12 protein-coding genes are annotated in these 16,023 nt (G+C 70.9%); 6 read left to right on the top strand and 6 right to left on the bottom strand.

Annotated elements, in window-relative coordinates; all coding sequences use genetic code 11:
- Nucleotides 1-28: 28 nt before the first annotated feature.
- From ACYVKA_RS13455 to ACYVKA_RS13445, 3 genes are read right to left on the bottom strand one after another with little or no spacing between them, the layout of a single operon-like run.
- Complete coding sequence (locus ACYVKA_RS13455) at nucleotides 29-1,234, bottom strand: tyrosine/phenylalanine carboxypeptidase domain-containing protein (RefSeq protein WP_460706158.1); 1,206 nt, start codon at nucleotides 1,232-1,234, stop codon at nucleotides 29-31.
- Between the two features lie 11 nt (nucleotides 1,235-1,245).
- On the bottom strand, nucleotides 1,246-1,761 hold the full coding sequence (locus ACYVKA_RS13450; protein ID WP_460706156.1) for an N-formylglutamate amidohydrolase: 516 nt from the start codon (nucleotides 1,759-1,761) through the stop codon (nucleotides 1,246-1,248).
- On the bottom strand, nucleotides 1,745-2,029 hold the full coding sequence (locus ACYVKA_RS13445) for an N-formylglutamate amidohydrolase (protein WP_460706154.1): 285 nt from the start codon (nucleotides 2,027-2,029) through the stop codon (nucleotides 1,745-1,747). Before ACYVKA_RS13445 ends, ACYVKA_RS13450 begins: the two co-directional genes overlap by 17 nt.
- A gap of 353 nt (nucleotides 2,030-2,382) precedes the next feature.
- Here ACYVKA_RS13445 and ACYVKA_RS13440 point away from each other — a divergent pair, with 353 nt between their 5' ends.
- Nucleotides 2,383-4,704 carry a sensor histidine kinase gene (locus tag ACYVKA_RS13440; protein ID WP_460706152.1) on the top strand — a complete coding sequence of 774 codons (2,322 nt, stop codon included), beginning with the start codon at nucleotides 2,383-2,385 and terminating at the stop codon, nucleotides 4,702-4,704.
- Between the two features lie 162 nt (nucleotides 4,705-4,866).
- Entirely contained in the window at nucleotides 4,867-5,757 is an 891-nt protein-coding gene (locus ACYVKA_RS13435) for an SDR family oxidoreductase (protein ID WP_394276858.1), read from the top strand.
- A gap of 136 nt (nucleotides 5,758-5,893) precedes the next feature.
- On the opposite strand, the gene ACYVKA_RS13430 is transcribed toward ACYVKA_RS13435, so the two are convergent.
- The 3 genes from ACYVKA_RS13430 to ACYVKA_RS13420 form a co-directional block, all read right to left on the bottom strand.
- The gene (locus ACYVKA_RS13430; RefSeq protein ID WP_460706150.1) at nucleotides 5,894-7,240 is read right to left on the bottom strand and encodes a GntP family permease; all 1,347 of its coding nucleotides are present in this window, start codon (nucleotides 7,238-7,240) and stop codon (nucleotides 5,894-5,896) included.
- A gap of 126 nt (nucleotides 7,241-7,366) precedes the next feature.
- On the bottom strand, nucleotides 7,367-8,629 hold the full coding sequence (locus tag ACYVKA_RS13425; RefSeq protein ID WP_460706148.1) for a hypothetical protein: 1,263 nt from the start codon (nucleotides 8,627-8,629) through the stop codon (nucleotides 7,367-7,369).
- Between the two features lie 217 nt (nucleotides 8,630-8,846).
- Entirely contained in the window at nucleotides 8,847-10,037 is a 1,191-nt protein-coding gene (locus ACYVKA_RS13420; protein ID WP_460706146.1) for a hypothetical protein, read from the bottom strand.
- Between the two features lie 99 nt (nucleotides 10,038-10,136).
- Between ACYVKA_RS13420 and ACYVKA_RS13415 the strand changes: the two genes are divergently transcribed.
- From ACYVKA_RS13415 to ACYVKA_RS13400, 4 genes are all read left to right on the top strand, one after another.
- Nucleotides 10,137-11,666, top strand: a complete 1,530-nt coding sequence (locus tag ACYVKA_RS13415; protein ID WP_460706144.1) for a sensor histidine kinase — start codon at nucleotides 10,137-10,139, stop codon at nucleotides 11,664-11,666.
- Nucleotides 11,667-12,015: 349 nt separating this feature from the next.
- Complete coding sequence (locus ACYVKA_RS13410) at nucleotides 12,016-13,323, top strand: hypothetical protein (protein ID WP_460706142.1); 1,308 nt, start codon at nucleotides 12,016-12,018, stop codon at nucleotides 13,321-13,323.
- Nucleotides 13,209-15,650, top strand: coding sequence for a nuclease-related domain-containing DEAD/DEAH box helicase (locus tag ACYVKA_RS13405; RefSeq protein ID WP_460706140.1), 2,442 nt, complete (start codon nucleotides 13,209-13,211; stop codon nucleotides 15,648-15,650). Before ACYVKA_RS13410 ends, ACYVKA_RS13405 begins: the two co-directional genes overlap by 115 nt.
- 78 nt (nucleotides 15,651-15,728) lie before the next feature.
- Entirely contained in the window at nucleotides 15,729-16,022 is a 294-nt protein-coding gene (locus tag ACYVKA_RS13400) for an excalibur calcium-binding domain-containing protein (protein WP_460706138.1), read from the top strand.
- Nucleotide 16,023 lies beyond the last annotated feature (1 nt).

Here is a 16,023-nt window from a genome sequence, read left to right as displayed (position 1 = left end):
GACGACGAATCCGATCTTCATGGTTCTCCTAGATGAGGCTGTGTTCAGGGGTGGTGGCGGGGGTGCCGGGCTCAGCGGCCTCGGCGCTGACCAGCTGCGACAGCGGCGTGTGCGCCGCCTCGGCCAGTCGACGCCCCGAAGCCGGATCGGACAGGTAGTGGGGCCGGATGCGCGCTGGCTCGAGCACCCCGCGCCGGTCGAGCTCGGCCACGTCGGGAAGGTCGACCAGCGAGAACTTGCCCAGGTAGAACAGGTCCAGGCTGCCGCCCTCGCGTACATGGGTGAGCAGGTCCACCAGGCCGCGCAGGTAGCAGGCGTCCTTGGGGAAACCGCCGGAGCGGTGGATGCGCATCACGGTGGTGAAGGCGCTGCCCCGCTTGAAGCCGCGGCTGACCAGCTGCTGCCAGCACTCGGCGAAGGAGCCTCCCTGCAGCATGGCGTCGACGGTCAGCACCCGGCCGGCCAGCTGGCGCAGCCGCGTGCGGGTCAGCTCACCGACGGCGATCTCACCCAGCACGGCCAGGCCCTCCTGGGTCTCGTCATAGCCGGCCAGGCCGGCACCCAGGCAGCGGATCGGCTGCACCGCGCCATTGACCTGGGTCACCAGGTGGGTGCCGATCTCGTGCTGCAGCAGGGCATTGACCCGACGCTTCTGCACCGCCGAGTCCTCCCCCACCAGCAGCGCGTCACCACTGACCAGCACGCCATTGACATCACTACGCAGCTCCGCGCGCATCACCACCTCGGGGTCCTGCTGCTGGTACCAGTCGATCTCGGCCAGCGCCAGGCGGTGGAAGTCGGCAGCCGTGACGGTCTCCTGGTCGCCGGAGTCGGGCTCCACCTCGTCCAGGATGTGCTGGGCGATGTCGTGCAGCTCGGGCGTCACCGAACCGTAGAGCTCGATCGCCAGCGGCAGGAAGTCGGCGCTGTTGCGGGCACGCAGCAACTCGGCCTGCAGCCGCAGCTCGCGGTGCTTGCCCTGCAGCAGGTGGCGGACCGTGGCGTCCTCCACCTGGTCCACGTCGATGCGCTCCAGCGTGACCAGCACCACGTCCGGGTCGGTCGACAGCTCGCGGTAGCCGAAGTCGGGCGTGGTGTGCTCACCGGCCACCCAGCGCCGACGCCAGTCCGCGGCATCCACCGGAGTCAGGTCGAGCAGGAAACGGAAGGTCTCCGACAGCTGCGCCAGCTGCTCGTCGACCTGGTGGGCCCTGGCGTCGAGGAAGTCGGTCATGGGCGACCCCCTCACGCGTGGGCGCGCAGCGTCGCGGCCAGCGGCTGCAGCGTCGCGGCCAGCGCCTGCGAAAGCTCGGCGATCCGCGCGGCATCCGGCTGGCCGGTCCACTCGTCCATGAAGCTCTTCTTGAACTCCAGCGCCAGACAGATGCCCTTGTCGGGGTAGCGCTCGTGCACCCAGCGGGCCAGCTTGGCACCCTTGAAGCGGACATTCTCGCGCACGTCGAGCGGGCCGTCCGACAACTCCTGCGCGGCCAGGGTGGAGTTGAAGACGTCCACCACATCGCCCCAGCGCTCCCGGTCCAGCGAGCCGGTGCCAACGTTCACGTCGGGATTCTCCTCCTGCGGGGAGGCAGGCTGGTCCGCGCCGTCGCGGCGGTGGTTGTAGGAGTGCACGTCGAAGACGACGAAGGGGCCGCGCTCGGCCAGCTCGTCCAGGCGGGCGGCCAGGGCCTCGTAGAAGGCGCGGTGCACCTCGAGCGAGCGTTCGGCCACGTCGGCGGGCAGCTCACCGCCGCGCCACACTTCCAGGCCCCAGCAGTCGTCGGGGGGTGCGGTAGACGGCCTCCTCCTCACCCCGGTTGAGGTCCACCTCGAAACGCGAGCGGTTCACCACCACCCGCGCCGGCACCAGCTGGGCGATCAGGTGGGTGAAGGGGTCCTCCTCACGGAAGCGGTCGTCCTCGTCGAGGTCCATCAGCTCCTGCACCTCGGCCCGCAGCGCGTGCCCGGTGTGGATGGAGGTGGCGACGACCGGCCCGTCCCAGGTGCCCAGGAACTCGAAGGGCTCCACCTCGCCCGTGTGACTGCCAGGGCTCGGGTTGCCGCCCCGTGTCGGGATCTGGGTCGGAGACTGGGCTGGGCTCGCCTGCTGAGTCATGCGCCCAACGCTGCCATGACAAGCACCGTCGCAGCACCAGAATTGCCCACAGCGAACAAGCCCACAGCGCAACCCCCCGAGCCGCGGCGGACTGTGGGTCTGCTTCAGAAGAAGCGTCCAGCGGGGCTCGGGCAGAGCCGTGGTGCAAGACTCGACTTCGGCGTCCCCCGACGCCCGTGGCCCCGAGGGCCGAAGCCGGCACCGGCCTCGCCCGCTGCGTGCCGCCCGAGCCCCGTGCCCGTGCCTCCTGACCCCGAGAAGATGGCGTGACCCAACATCAGCAGACCTCCGCACCGAGCCGTCGCGACGACGACCCGGCTGCCCGGCCTGCCACCGTGGACGGCCACGCCCTCTGGGGACGCCCACCCGCGCCGCACCAGATGCGGCGGGCCGTCACCACCGGCATCCGCACCCTGGGCCTGATGGCCTGGCTGCTCACGCTGGTGGCCAATGTGCTGCCGATCCACGACCAACCCGCCCTCTCCTCACCCAATGCCCGGCTGGCCTTCGTCCTGTTGCTGGGCCACTTCGCCACCGTGCCCCCACTGCTGCTGACCCGGCGCCGACTGCGCCTGGGCTGGCTGGTGCCCAGCGCCCTGCTGCTGGGCTTCGCCGTGGCGCTGTTGAACCAGCACCGCTACGACCTGAACCCGCACGACCTGTGGTCACCCGGCTACTGGGCGCTGCCCCTGATGGCGGCCACGATGGTGCACCTGCACCGCCAGAGCTACCTGCGCTGCACCGGACTGGTGCTCGGTCTGCTCCTGGCGGGCGCGGCCGCCGCGGCCTGGCTCGACCACCGCCTCACCACCACCCTGGCCATCGCCCCGATGGTGCTCGCCTTCTCGCCCTTGCTGCTGGTGCTGATGTTCGGCGACGGCCTGCTGCAGATGGCCAGCAGTCTGCAGGCCACCCTCGATGAACAGCACCGGGTACGGATGCTCCATGCCGAACAACGCTCCCAGGTGGAGGATCGTCGCGAGGCCGAGCGGCTGCTGCACGACCACGTGCTGCACGCCCTGCACGCCATCAGCCGCCCCGCCAGCACCGTCGACCTGGCCATGGTGCGGGCCGAGTGCCGCGACGCGGTGGCCGCCCTCTCGCGCCCCGTGGACGCCACCGCGACCACCCGCGTCGAGACCCAGTTGGAGAACAACCCGACCCGGCTGAAGCTGGGGGCGAGCCTGACCGGGCGCAGCGACCCGCTGCCCGAGAAGGTGGCCCGCACACTGGCCTCGGCCGCTCACGAGGCCCTGCGCAATGTGGAGCGCCATGCCGGCCCGAATGCCCGCTGCCAAGTGGTCGTCGCCCAGGAGGGACAGCAATGCCTGGTGCGGGTCATCGATGACGGCGCCGGCTTCGACCCCACCCACCTGCCGACCGGCCGTCTCGGGGTGCGCCGCTCAGTGCTGCAGCGCCTCGACGACATCGGCGGCGAGGCCGTGGTGGACTCGGCCAAGGGGCGGGGCACCAGGGTCAGCCTGCGCTGGCCGCGCCACGGCGACGGCCTGAGCCCGGCCCTGTTCGAAGAACCCGACGACCGGGTGCGCCGCACCACCGTCCACACCGCCCTGCCCGGACTGGTCTCGGGCCTGCTGCTGTGCCTGCTTCTGGCCGGGTACAGCACCCACCCGACGATGACCCGACTGCTGGGCCTGACCATGGCCGTGGTCTGCTCGTGGACGATGCGTGTGCTCGGGAAGCGGGCGCTGACTCGCCGCGAGGCCCTGGGCCTGTTCCTGCTGACGGTGGCCGCAGGCATCCTCAACCTGCTGCTGACACCGCGTCCGATGCCCAGCGTCCACGTGCTGTGGATGGCCTGGACAGGCACGGCGCTGGTGCAGCTGCTCGCCCTGTCCAGCCCGCTGCGCCGGGGCATCATCCTGACGGCCGCCTGGTGCGTGACGATCGCGCTGCCCTTCGTGGTGCTGTTCGACTGGACCGGGCGGGCGGCCACCTTCTCCAGTTCCATCTTCCTGGCGGTCGGGCTGCTGGCCGTCACGATGGTCTCGCTGGCGGTGGCGCGCCACATCGTCAGTAGCGAGCAGAAGCAGGCGGAGCTCACCAGCCGGATCCGCGCCGCCACCGCCCGTCTGGTGGCCGGCACCCGGATGGACCGCTTCTGGTCGCAGCGTGTCACCCGCGAGGCCCTCCCGTTGCTGCGCGACATCGCCGAGGGCCGCCGCCAGCCGCACGACCCGGTGCTGCGCCGCGAGGCCGAACGGCTGGAGACCGACCTGCGCGACGAGCTGGTGCTGGGCCCCGGAAAGGGTGAACTGCTTCAGCTGCTGGCCCTGCGCCGCCGGCAGGGCTGGGCGATCAGCACCGCCTTCGGCGCCGAGGACGACCGCGGCCAGCTCGACGACCTGGTGGTGCTGCTGGGCCACCTGGGCTCCCCCGACCACACCGGCCAGCCGGTGACGCTCAGCGCACGGGCCCTGCCCGGACAAGTGGGCACGGCCAGCGCCGTGGTGCTCGAGTCCAGCCAGGCCCAGGTGCAGGGCTGGCGGCGCCGCCTGCAGGACGGGCCAGCGCAGCTGCACCAGGACCCGGACTTCGTCAGGATGAGCATCTCGCGCGCGGCCTGAGGCCAGCCCAGAGGGTGGATGGGGTGCGCCGATCTCGTCGAGGGCGAACGACCTCCCTCCCTGGGGGTGGTGGTGCACCAGCACGAAAGACCTAGCGTGGAAGGGAAAACAGACCCACCCCCAGAGGCACGCCCCAGGGGGGAAAGAGCAACAGGAGCAAGCATGGACCAGCTGGACTTCGCCAATCCCGTCGATCGCTACCCCGACCTCGAGATCCCCGAGCAGAGCCAGCCCGAGCCGGGCCTGGACGCCGAGTTGACCCCCAAGCCCGACCGCGGCGAGCAGAGCTACCGCGGCACCGGACGGCTCAAGGGGCGCAGGGCCCTGGTCACCGGCGGCGACTCCGGCATTGGCGCCGCCGTGGCGATCGCCTTCGCCCGCGAGGGCGCCGATGTCGCGCTGGGCTACCTGCCCGCCGAGGAGGAGGACGCCCGCCTCATCATCGAGCTCATCGAGGGCGAGGGACGCAAGGCGGTCGCCCTGCCCGCGGACATCACCGACGAGGCCGCCGCCCGCGGCATCGTCACCAGGGCCGTCGAGGAGCTGGGTGGCCTGGACATCCTGGTCAACAATGCCGGACACCAGAAGTCGGTGGCGAAGTTCGAGGAGATGACCTCGGAGCAGATGCGCGAGACCTTCGACACCAACATCCTGGCGATGTTCTGGATCAGCCAGGAGGCCATCGCCCACCTGCCGGCCGGCTCGACGATCATCAACACCACCTCGATCCAGGCCTACGAGCCCAGCGAGGACAAGATCGACTACGCCTCCACCAAGGCCGCGATCAACAACTTCACCAAGGGCCTGTCGCAGTACCTGGCACCCAAGGGGATCCGCGTGAACGCCGTGGCCCCCGGACCGATCTGGACCCCGCTGCAGGTGCAGGGCGGGCAGCAGACCGAGGAGCTTCCGAAGTTCGGCAAGTCCACCCCGCTGGGGCGCGCCGGACACCCAGTGGAGCTGGCCCCCGCCTATGTCTTCCTGGCCTCGCCCGAATCCAGCTATGTGGTGGGCGAGACGCTCAACGTCAACGGCGGCATGCCCACCCCGTGACCTGACCGGGCCAGCGGCCCCCAAGACCGGATCGGCGCAGACCGGCCCTTCCCCGAGGGCAGTTTCCGCCGATCCCCATGTCCGGGGCCACAATGTCCGGGGGCAAGAGCGCGCAGCGGCCACCTCCGGGCACGCGTCACATCACCAGGCCGAGCCCCATCACCATTGGCAGCGAGACCAGCGAGGCGATCACGGTGATCATCGTCATCGTCTTGAGCGCGCCCTTGGTGGAAAGCCCCATCAGCGTCTTGAACATCCAGAAGAAGTTGCTGTTGACCTGCAGCGCGAACAGGGCGCCCGAGGCGATCGCCAGGCCAATGGTGATCGGGTTGACCTCGATCTGGCCCAGGATGGGGGCGATGATGCCCGAGGCGGTGATGGCCGCCACCGAGACCGAGCCGATGGCCAGGTGCATCAGGGCCGCGATGATCCAGGCCAGCAAGATGCTCAGCAGCACCGGGGCGCCGGCGTCGGCGGAGAAGAGCCCACCCAGCACCTTCGCCAGACCAGTGGCCTTGATGATCTCGCCCAGCGAGCCACCGATGCCGGTGATCAGCAGGATCTCGCCCGAGGTGTGGAAACCGCTGCTCATCGCCTCATTGGTCTGTTCCGTGCCGATGGTGCGGCGAGCCAGCAGGAAGGCGCCGAGCAGCCCCAGGAAGAGGGCCAGGTTGGCGTCGCTGAGGAAGCGCACCACGCTGTTCTCGTAGCCGAAGAGCTGGCAGAAGGCGCCGGAGGCGATCAGCACCAGCGGGATCAGGATCGGCATCAGGCAGACCAGCAGCGGCGGCACGCCGGAGTCGTCGTGCTCGGCCTCCAGCGAGGCCTCCTGGGCCAGCACCGCCTCGTCGTGCTCCTCGTCGGTCTCGGGATTCCAGTAGTTGCCGCGCAGCAGCTGGCGGAAGATGATCGTCGACAGACACGCCGTCAGCGGGCCCAGCACGAGGCCGAAGAGCAGCCACTTGCCCAGCGGGATCCCCAGCAGGCCACAGATCGAGATGGCCGCCAGGCCGGGGACGACGAAGACATAGCCGCAGAAGATGCCGGCGCCCATCGCAGCCGACATCCACGGCAGTCCGTGCTTTCCGATGAAGCGGGAGCTGGAACGGGCCACCGGCGCGGCCAGCACCACCTGCACGTCGACATAGATCGAGGGGAAGATCGTCGACAGCGCCAAGGTCAACGCATAGGGCATCCGCTTGGCCCCCACCCCGTTGACCAGCGCGGTCACAAGCTTGCGGAAGGCTCCCGTGGCGTGCAGCAGGCTGCCGATCAGCACGCCGAAGCCGATCAGCAGGCCCACCTCGGCCATGATCTCGCCGAAGCCCCCGGTGATGGAGGTGATCGTCTTCTCCAGCCCGATGCCCGAAGTGAGGCCGAGATAGAGCGAGGCGAGGACCAGTGAGATCACCGGGTCCACCTTGAACTTGATGATCAGCGCGATGACCAGGACGATCGCGATGGCCGTGTGCAGGGCAACCACGGGGTGCTCCTTTGCCTCGGGGGCGGTGCGGGAACGGTGCGGTTCACCAGACCCGTGCCGACACGCTACCGCCCCGGCTGCCGTGGGGCGGCGGTCGGGGCGGCGCAAAGGGCGTGCGGGGGTCGGTCAGTCCGCTGCGGGCTTCTCGTAGCGGTAGAGGACCGGCACGAAGGAGCCACCCTCGACGTCGAAGTCGACGACGGTGAAGATTCCCGAGTTCTCGTCCTGCACGTTGCCCTGGGCGAACTCCACGTCGCTGAGCTGACCGAGACGGCTCTCGGCGGGATGGTCCTTGATGTACTCGACCTCCTCGGCGGTCAGGAAGACCGGACGGCCGACCGTCTCGGCCCCCTTGGCGAACAGGTAGAGCACCTCCTCGCCGCGGTAGGCGACGGCGCTGTAGGGGCGCTCGGCGGAGGTGTCGACGATCTCCCAGCCCTCCTGGTCGAAGGTCTCGAAGAGCCGCTGGCGGGCCATCACGGTGAGCTGGCGACGGCGCGCGTCGTCGAACTCCCAGCCGGCTTCCACGGGCACCGGCACCGGGTTCTCACCCTTGACCTGCTGCTGCCACAGCTCCTCCATCTGGCTGGCCATCGGCTCGTGCAGCTCCACGCCGCCCTTCTGCGGGTTCCAGGCATAGCCCGGCACCTTCTCCAGCAGGGTCTTGCGGCTGACGGCATCATCGACGGGCAGCACGGTGTCCCAGTCGATGTCGATGTAGTTGGCGCTGCGCAGTGGGTCGTCCCAGTGCTCGCCGCTGTAGACGCGGCTGGAGACCACCCCGCTGCCGCGGACGCTGAACTCGCCGTCGCGCACGTAGACCAGGAAGATCCGGTCCCCCGGCTCGATGCCGTGGCGACGTCCACCCGACGGCCAGGTCTCACGCACCGGGGCGCCGGCGGCGGTGCGGGCGATGATCGCCTGCTCGTCCTCGGGAGTCCAGAACCAGTCGTCGGCATTCATCCGCACCAGGAAGACACGGCGCTTGCGCTCGCTGGGGGCATAGCGCTCCGCCGGCGGCATCTCGTCCTGTTCCGTGGTGTCGATGAAGCTGACCTCGTCGTCCTGGTCGATCGGGCGGCCGACCAGGGCATCGCGCACCGGGTCGCCGGCGTGCAGGACACGGCCGAGCAGGGCCTGGACCGCACGCCCGTCCTGCTGCAGGTTCTCGACCCCCTCCAGCTCGGCAACCAGGCGGATGGCGCCGTCGAAGCTGAACGTGGCGAAGCTCTCCTGGGCTGCCTGCTCCGGCAGCTCCCAGGCACCACGGTTGGCATTCCAGAGCTGGTCGTCGCCCAGCCGCGCGTCGAAGCCCGTGAAGGTGCGCGGGATCGGCTGGTCGAGGGAGTCCACCTCCTGCCGGGGGCCGAGGTTGATGTTGATCGCCACGGGGGAGCCTCCTGAAGTCTGTGGAACGTACCCGCCTGGGATGTTCGGCGGCCAGTGCCGGTCGATGGTCACGACGGGTTTCACCAGCCCCCGCCAGTCCCGCAGAATGTACCCCGCAGGGTGTGGTCCAGCCCGTCTGTACCGGCCCGGTACGCCAACAGCAGAACAGCTGCTCCCTAGAGGCCGGGCGATCACCAGCTCCTGCGCAGCCGACGCCTCAGCCGAGCACCTCCTGGGCCTGCTCGTCCTCCTGGCGCATCCGCAGCAGCAGGTCCCAGCCGAGCTCGGTGCCGGACAGCCGCGTCGAGCGCATCCACAGGCCGGCATCGTCGAAGAGCGCCAGCGCCTGCACCAGGTCCCCGCCGGCATCGTCGAGCAGGCCTGGTTCGCCCTCGGCCCCGGGGCTGGGGTCGATGCCCAGCTCCTCCAGGTCCAGCTGCACCAGCTCCACCCACTCCTGGACCAGCTCGGTGACGGTGCGCGGTTCGCCCCCGGGGCCCGCAACGCGCACCAGCACCATCTCGAGCCCGTCGATGCTGACCTGGAAGCTGGCCCACTCGACCAGGGAGGCGGCCACGTCGACCGCCAGCAGGCGCCAGCCCTGGACATCCTCGGGCTCGACGAAAACCACCTCGGCCCGGGCGTCGCGCACCGCTAGCAGTCCGCTGCGCAGCGCCACCCACCACAGCCGGTCGACAGCCAGGCAGTCGGCCTGCTCCTGCCAGTCCTCGTGCCAGGGCTCGAGGCTCCACCGCGCGCCGCGCCCCAGCCCCTCGGCCCCTTCCTTCTCCAGGGAGAGTGCCAGGTGGCGTCCGGTCCACTCATCCAGCCCTGCAGCCTGGTAGAGATCGCGCACCAGGTCGACCTCCAGCTCATGCTCGGCGTCGACCGGCCGACGATGCTCCTGGCCCTGGCGCACCCAGTCCAGCAGCAGCCCCAGCCGTCGCCACAGGGCGCTGGAACGGAAGTGGGCGACGCTGGCCGCGGCGGGCGCGGGGCTGGCCTGGCGCCGCTCCTCCTGGACGACCGACTGGAGCGCCCGGCGGGCCGCCAGTTGCTGCTCACCGGCACGCCGCAGCCGGGCCCGGGCCCCGCGGGCCTCCTGGCGCAGCGCGGCAGGACTCGCCGAGCCCGAGGCCATCCGCCCGGTGGAGCGCAGGAAGCGCCAGTAGCTGTCCAGGGTGGCCACCACGTCGTCACCGGCCGGCAGCTCCACCGGCCCCCGGGCGGGCAGGAGCTCCGCCACCAAGTGCTCGGCCGAGCAGGGCGGCCACTGCGCGTCACCGAGCCCGTCGAACTCCAGGTGCAGGTCCAGCAGGAGCTGCAAGAGCTCGACATCGAGCACCCGGCCCCGCCCCTCGGCCCAGGTGAGGGCATCGGCGAGCAGGTGCTGAAGTTCTGGATCCATGGCGCCCAGCCTAGTTGTCACCAGCACACCGAATCCTCTCACCGGGGACCGGCGGGCCTCGATTTCCTGCCGGCCCTGGGACCCTCGATCACGGGCAGCATGGTGCGGGTGGTGGTCTTGGTGCCCTGGAAGGCGGTGGCCACCACCGCAACCCCCGTCGAACCCTCCTGCAGTACCCACCCAGCGGCGGTGGACCATGCCGAGACTGTCGGATGGCTTTCATTGGCGCGTCCGGAGGGGCCTGCCCCAAGGGGGCATGACGAGCTTCATGTTGCTGAACCACCAACCGCCTTCCTCCGCCGGCGCCCCCCGACCACCGAGCAGGTACATGTCCGTCGCATCCCCCGCCCAGATCGTGCCGCGCGCCGGCCTGCTGGCCGGGCTGCACCTGCTGGGCCTGGCGGTCTTCACCCTGGTGCTGCTCACCGAGACCGTGCCCTTCGTCGTCGAAGTGCACGCCGCCGCACCCGCGACCACGCCGGGCCTGGTGATGCTGGTGGCCAACCAACTGCTCTGCCTCCCCTTCTTCTGGCTGCCGCGCGGCCGTGTGCCGATGGCCTGGACTGCCCTGCACGCCCTCTCCCGGACCGGGCAGGGGCAGTCGAGCGCGAGGCCCTGTCGAATGTCGCCAGCCACGCCCATGCCCACACGGCCCGGGTGGTCGTCGAGGAGATGGACGTGGGGGTGCGGGTCGTGGTGGCCGACGACGGCTGCGGTTTCGACCCCTCGACGATCCCCGCCGACCGGCTGGGGGTTCTGGGCTCCATCGGGCGCCGGATGACCGATGCCGGCGGCGCGGCCGTCATGCACACCAGCCCCGGCCAGGGCACCAGTGTGGTGCTCACCTGGCCGCACGCCGGACCGGAGGACCCCCGCCGGGCGTGGACCGTCGCGCCCGACGACCTGAGCCGCCCCCTGCTGGTGCGCACCGCCCTGCCCGGTCTGGCGGCGGGGCTGGTGATGACCTTGCTGATGGCGCCGCGCAGCGCCAGTCCGGCGCTGGCCCTGATGGCTGGCCTCGTGTCCGTCCTGCTGGGGCTGCAGGCCATGAGGGTGCTGCGGCGCTCCCCGATGAACCGGATGCTGTTCGCCACCCTGTGCGCCGCGGCGGTGCTGGGCTGGGCCGTGAACCTGTGGCTGGTGCCCCAGTCACCCCGCATCGACTACGCGCTGTGGATGGCCTGGATCTCCTCGACGCTGGTGCACCTGATGGTGCTCTCGCTGAGCCTGAACCTGGGGACCGTGGTGGCCTCGGGCTGGATGCTGTTGCAGGCCACCATGATGCTGCTGCGCTACCGGGACCCGGGGCTGCTGTGGGAGCTGTCCTCGTTGCTGACGGCCGGGGCCGGCGACATCGCGGTCACCCTGCTGGTGCTGCTCTCGGTGCGCACCGTCGCAGAGCAGGCCAGCGGTGCGCTGCAACGTGCCTCACGGCTGCGGATGGCCACGGGCGGGCTGGACCCGGCGGAGCCCTCGGTGCGCGAGACGGCGTGGCTGATGGACAGCAGCCTGCGAGACGAGCTGTTGCTGGGCCCGTCCCCTGCGCCGTTGCTGCGGGTGCCGGTTCCCTCCAGCACGTCTGCGCATACCGGGTCCGACATCACCGACACGGCGGCCATGCACGTGTGAGCCACAACCTGGGTCTGTCACACACCGCACTGTTTTTCCCACGATCAGGGGACAAGGACCGTTGACCATGACAGCCATCAGACTCGGAATCGACGGTCCCTCACCTGCCGGACAAACATCGGGCGACTCCGCAGTCACAGGTCTGCCATGCTGGAGATTCCGAGAGCAAACATGTCGGCACCAGCTGACCCGGACCAGCCCTCGGCCACCCCAGTCCAGGACCAGCATCAAGGCCCTCCATGCCCCCACCGATGCCGCGCGCCACAGGAAGCCGCGACGACACGCACTCCGCCCTGCGCGTCCTGGGACTGGCGGTACTGACGCTCAGCGTCGTGATGAGCCTTGCCCCATGTCCTGGCACCTGGCCACCACCGAGCCGGGCCCCTGCCCCGGGCTGGTCCTGCTGGCCGCCAGCAAGGCCATCTGCGGACTGGCCCTCCTGCGCCGCCGCGCGGCGCCCTGGTTGCCTTGGGTGCTCGCAGCACTGGCGATGGCCGGCTTCTGGCTGATGCTGCTGCGCCACGGCAGCTCGGACCCGGTGGGTGGGCCCGGGCTACTGGAGCGTCTCGCTGATGGAGCTGGCCATGGCCACCCTGCCCCGCCGGCAGTACATCGCCCACGCGGCCGGTCTGGTTGCGGCCGACTGCCTGCTGCAGAGCCTGATGGTCCCCCTGGACGACTGGCGCTCGGCAATCGACCTGGTCTGGATCGCCCAACCGATCCTGCAGGCAACCCTCTTCGTCGACGCGCTGCTGCTGATCGCCGCCCCACGCGACAAGGTGAGCCGCTCGCGCGCGCAGGCCCAGGTGACGGCAATGCAGACGCGCGAACAGAACCAGCGCCGGGGGAGACCAGCCGGCTGCTGCACGACCACGTGCTGCACGCCCTGCACGGGCTGGGGCGCCAGTCGAGCTCGAGCACCCCTGCAGCGACCGTCGAGGACTGCCGGGTGGCCGTCGCTGGCCTGTCGGCCAGGCGCAGCCAGCAACTGCTGTGGTGGCTCGAGGACGTGCTCGCGCCCGGGCTGCGGGTCACCGTCGAAGGTGGTGCGTCGACCCCCCTGCCCCACCCCGTGGCCGCCGCCCTGGCCGAGGCGGTGCACCGCATCACCCGGTCCCTGGCCCGCCGGCGCCCCGCAACCCAGCCGACGGTCGTGGTGCTGCCCCGCGACGGCGGGGTACGGGTGGTCGTCGACAGCCCCCGCAGCCAGACGGCCCACCTGGTGCAGGCCGGCAGCCCGGCCCAGGAGGTGCTCGACGAAGTGGGCGGGGCACTCGCCCACGACGGCACCGGCCTGGTGCCCGAGTGGCCGCGGCGCCACTCCAGCCCGCGCCACCGCCTGGCATGCCAGCCCGGACGACCGCACCCGCCGGGCCCTGCTGCACGCCGTCGGGCCGGCCTGCTCACCGCGCTGTCCACTGCGGTGCTGGCCGGCACGCACCTGGACGAGACCCGCTCCCCCTGCCGCTGGGCCTGCTGTGCGCCGCGGTCGGCTTCCACGGCACGCTGCGGATGGTGCAGGGGCCGCTCAGCCGGTTGCTGGTGGCCGTCCTGGTGTTCCTGTCCGTGGTCGCCTGGGGTTGGAACCTGGCTCTGGCCCCCGCAGACACCCATGAGCCCTACCACCTGTGGCTCGCCTGGGTGGTCTCCTGCCTGATCCACCTGACGGTGCTGGCCTCGACGGTGAGGGTCGGGACCCTGCTGACCATCGTCTGGACCGCGGTGCAGCCCCTGGGCCTGGTGGTCTTCTTCCCCGGTCCCCGCCAGTTGGCGAGCCTCGCCAGCACCGTCACCACCGGCGCCGGCGAGGTGGCCATCATCGTGCTAGTGCTGGCGATCGTGCGCCGCCAGGCGGTAGAGGCGGCCCACGTCGCCACCAGCGCGCGCCGGCTCAATGCCCTGTCTGCCCGCGCCCAGCAGGCCGCCCACCTGGACGACTCGTGGTCCCACCGGGTCACCGAGGAGGCGCTCCCCCTGCTCGCCGCGGAGGCCGATGGCGCCGCCAGCCCCGATGACCCGCCGCAGTCGCTGGCCGGGGCCGCCCGACTGCTGGCCCTGATGGGCGACCCCCCTTCCCGGCCAGGGGCATTGCCGTCGTCGACGAGGACTCCACGCGGCTGGTGCTGCCGCTGCCTGCCGAATCCCGTGAGGCGTCCACCGTCGAGGAGCCCGCTTCCACCTCGGACCTGTGAAGACCGGAGCAGTCGCACTGGGACGTGTGTCCACCCTGAAGACAGGGTGTCCGCCAGTGTCGTACGTTCCTTGTCGAGCTCAGATCTGGCTAGTCTGATCGGACGGCTCGGGGCCAGACCAGATGGAGTTCTCCCCATGCCAGCGCGCACCCCCTCAGCCCAGCCCGACTTCGTCACCCCTTCCGAGAAGGCGGTGCACGAGCGGATGATGGCCCAGTTCGACCAGGACAGCCTCGTGCTCGCCGGCGTGCGCGTCAGTGACCAGGCCAAGGACCACGAGGCAGACCTGGTGGTGCTGATGCCCAACTCCGGCATCGTCGTGGTGGAGACCAAGGGCAGCCACGTCTGGCACGATGGCGGGAACTGGCGCATCCGCCGCGACGGCACCGACCAGGTGGTCCACCCCGTCGACCAGGCCCGTGACGCGGCCTACGCGCTGCGCCACTATGTCGAGTCCGATCCCCGCTGGGGCAGCCGTGGACGCATCCGGTGGGGCCACCACGTGGTGCTGGCCGGAACCTGCCTGGCCGCCGACTTCGCGCTGCCCGGCTGCCCCCGCTGGATGGTCACCGGGCGCGGCGATCTGGACCGTCTGGGAGAGCGGGTCTGGGAGACCACCTGGCGTCACCGTACCGACGCCCGGGTGCCGACCCGCGACGACATCGACCTGGTGGAGGAGATCCTCACCGGCCGCGGCCTGCCGCCCCGCGCCGTTGGAGAGCTGGCCGAGGAGCGCGAGCAACGCGCCAACCGGATGACGACCCAGCAGGCGCTGCTGCTGCGCGCCACCCGCCTGCTGCACCGGGTGGAGGTCCGCGGTGGCGCCGGCTCGGGCAAGACGCAGCTGGCCATCCAGCAGGCCAGCGACTTGGCCAGCGGCCGCATCGACCGCCAGCGACGCCGGGTGGCGGTGGTCTGCTACTCCCACGGCCTGGCCCACCATCTGCGGCGCGAGCTGTGCGTCGGCTCGCGCAGCCGCCAACCCGCCTTCGTCGGCACCTTCGAGGAGCTGGGGCGCCGATGGGGGCTGCAGATCCGGGGCGACGAGCCCTCGCACTTCTGGGAGCGGGAGCTCCCAGCGCTGATGGCGGAGGCTGCGCTCACCGTGCCCGAGTCGCAGCGCTTCGATGCGGTCGTGGTCGACGAGGGGCAGGACTTCGCCACCGACTGGTGGCAGCCGCTGCTGCTGGCACTGCGCGAGCCCGACCATGGCGGGCTCCACGTCTTCTCCGACGAGCGGCAGCGGGTCTTCGACCGCCAGGGACGCCCGCCGGTGGCGCTGGTGCCGCTGCTGCTCGACGAGAACCTGCGCAACACCCGCCAGATTGCCGAGGCCTTCGCGCCCCTCGCCCCGCCGATGCGTCCCCGTGGGGAGCCCGGCGCCCAGGTCCGCTTCATCGCCTGCGCCCTCGACGAGGCCGTGACCACTGCCGACGACCAGGTGGAGGCGCTCTTCGACGAGGGCTGGTTCGCCCACGACATCGCGCTGCTGACGATGGGCCGTCGCCACCCGGTGCAGGTGGAGCGCCAGCAGCGGCTGGGACACGAGGGCTACTGGCAGGGCTTCTGGGATGACGAGGACGTCTTCTACGGCCACGTGCTGGGCTTCAAGGGGATGGAGCGACGGGCCGTGGTGCTGTGCGTCAACGTCGAGGCCGACCGCGACCGGGCCGCGGAGATGCTCTACGTGGGACTCTCCCGCGCCACCGACCAGCTGGTCGTGGTGGGCGATCCCGACGTGGTGTGGGCCATCGGCGGTGACGAGGTGGCGCGGCGGCTGGGGATCGGCTGAAGCACCCGTGCCCTGCGGCCGGAAGGGCTCCGCGTAGCCCTGGCTTTTCCTTGTACACATGACCAAGGAGATCCCCCGATGACCAAGTCCGCTGCCCGCCTCGCCGTCCTTGCACTGCTGGCCACGGCCGGCATGGTGCCCGCCCCCCAGGCCGAGGCAGCCAAGGCACCCACCCCCGTGAGGTACGCAAACTGCAAGGCCCTCAACAAGGCCTACCGCTACGGCGTGCGCGCCGAGGCCTCCACCAAGAACAAGGTCGTCTCCAAGGGACGCACCCTGAAGCCCAGCCAGGCCACCGTGAACCAGAAGGCCTACCAGCTCAATGCCAAGGAGCTTGACGCCGACAGGGACGGGATTGCCTGCGAGCATTGAG

It is taken from the genome of Luteococcus sediminum (assembly GCF_054783495.1).
The sequence above is the reverse complement of the archived record's forward strand: the minus strand, read 5'-3'. Positions and strand labels throughout refer to the sequence as shown.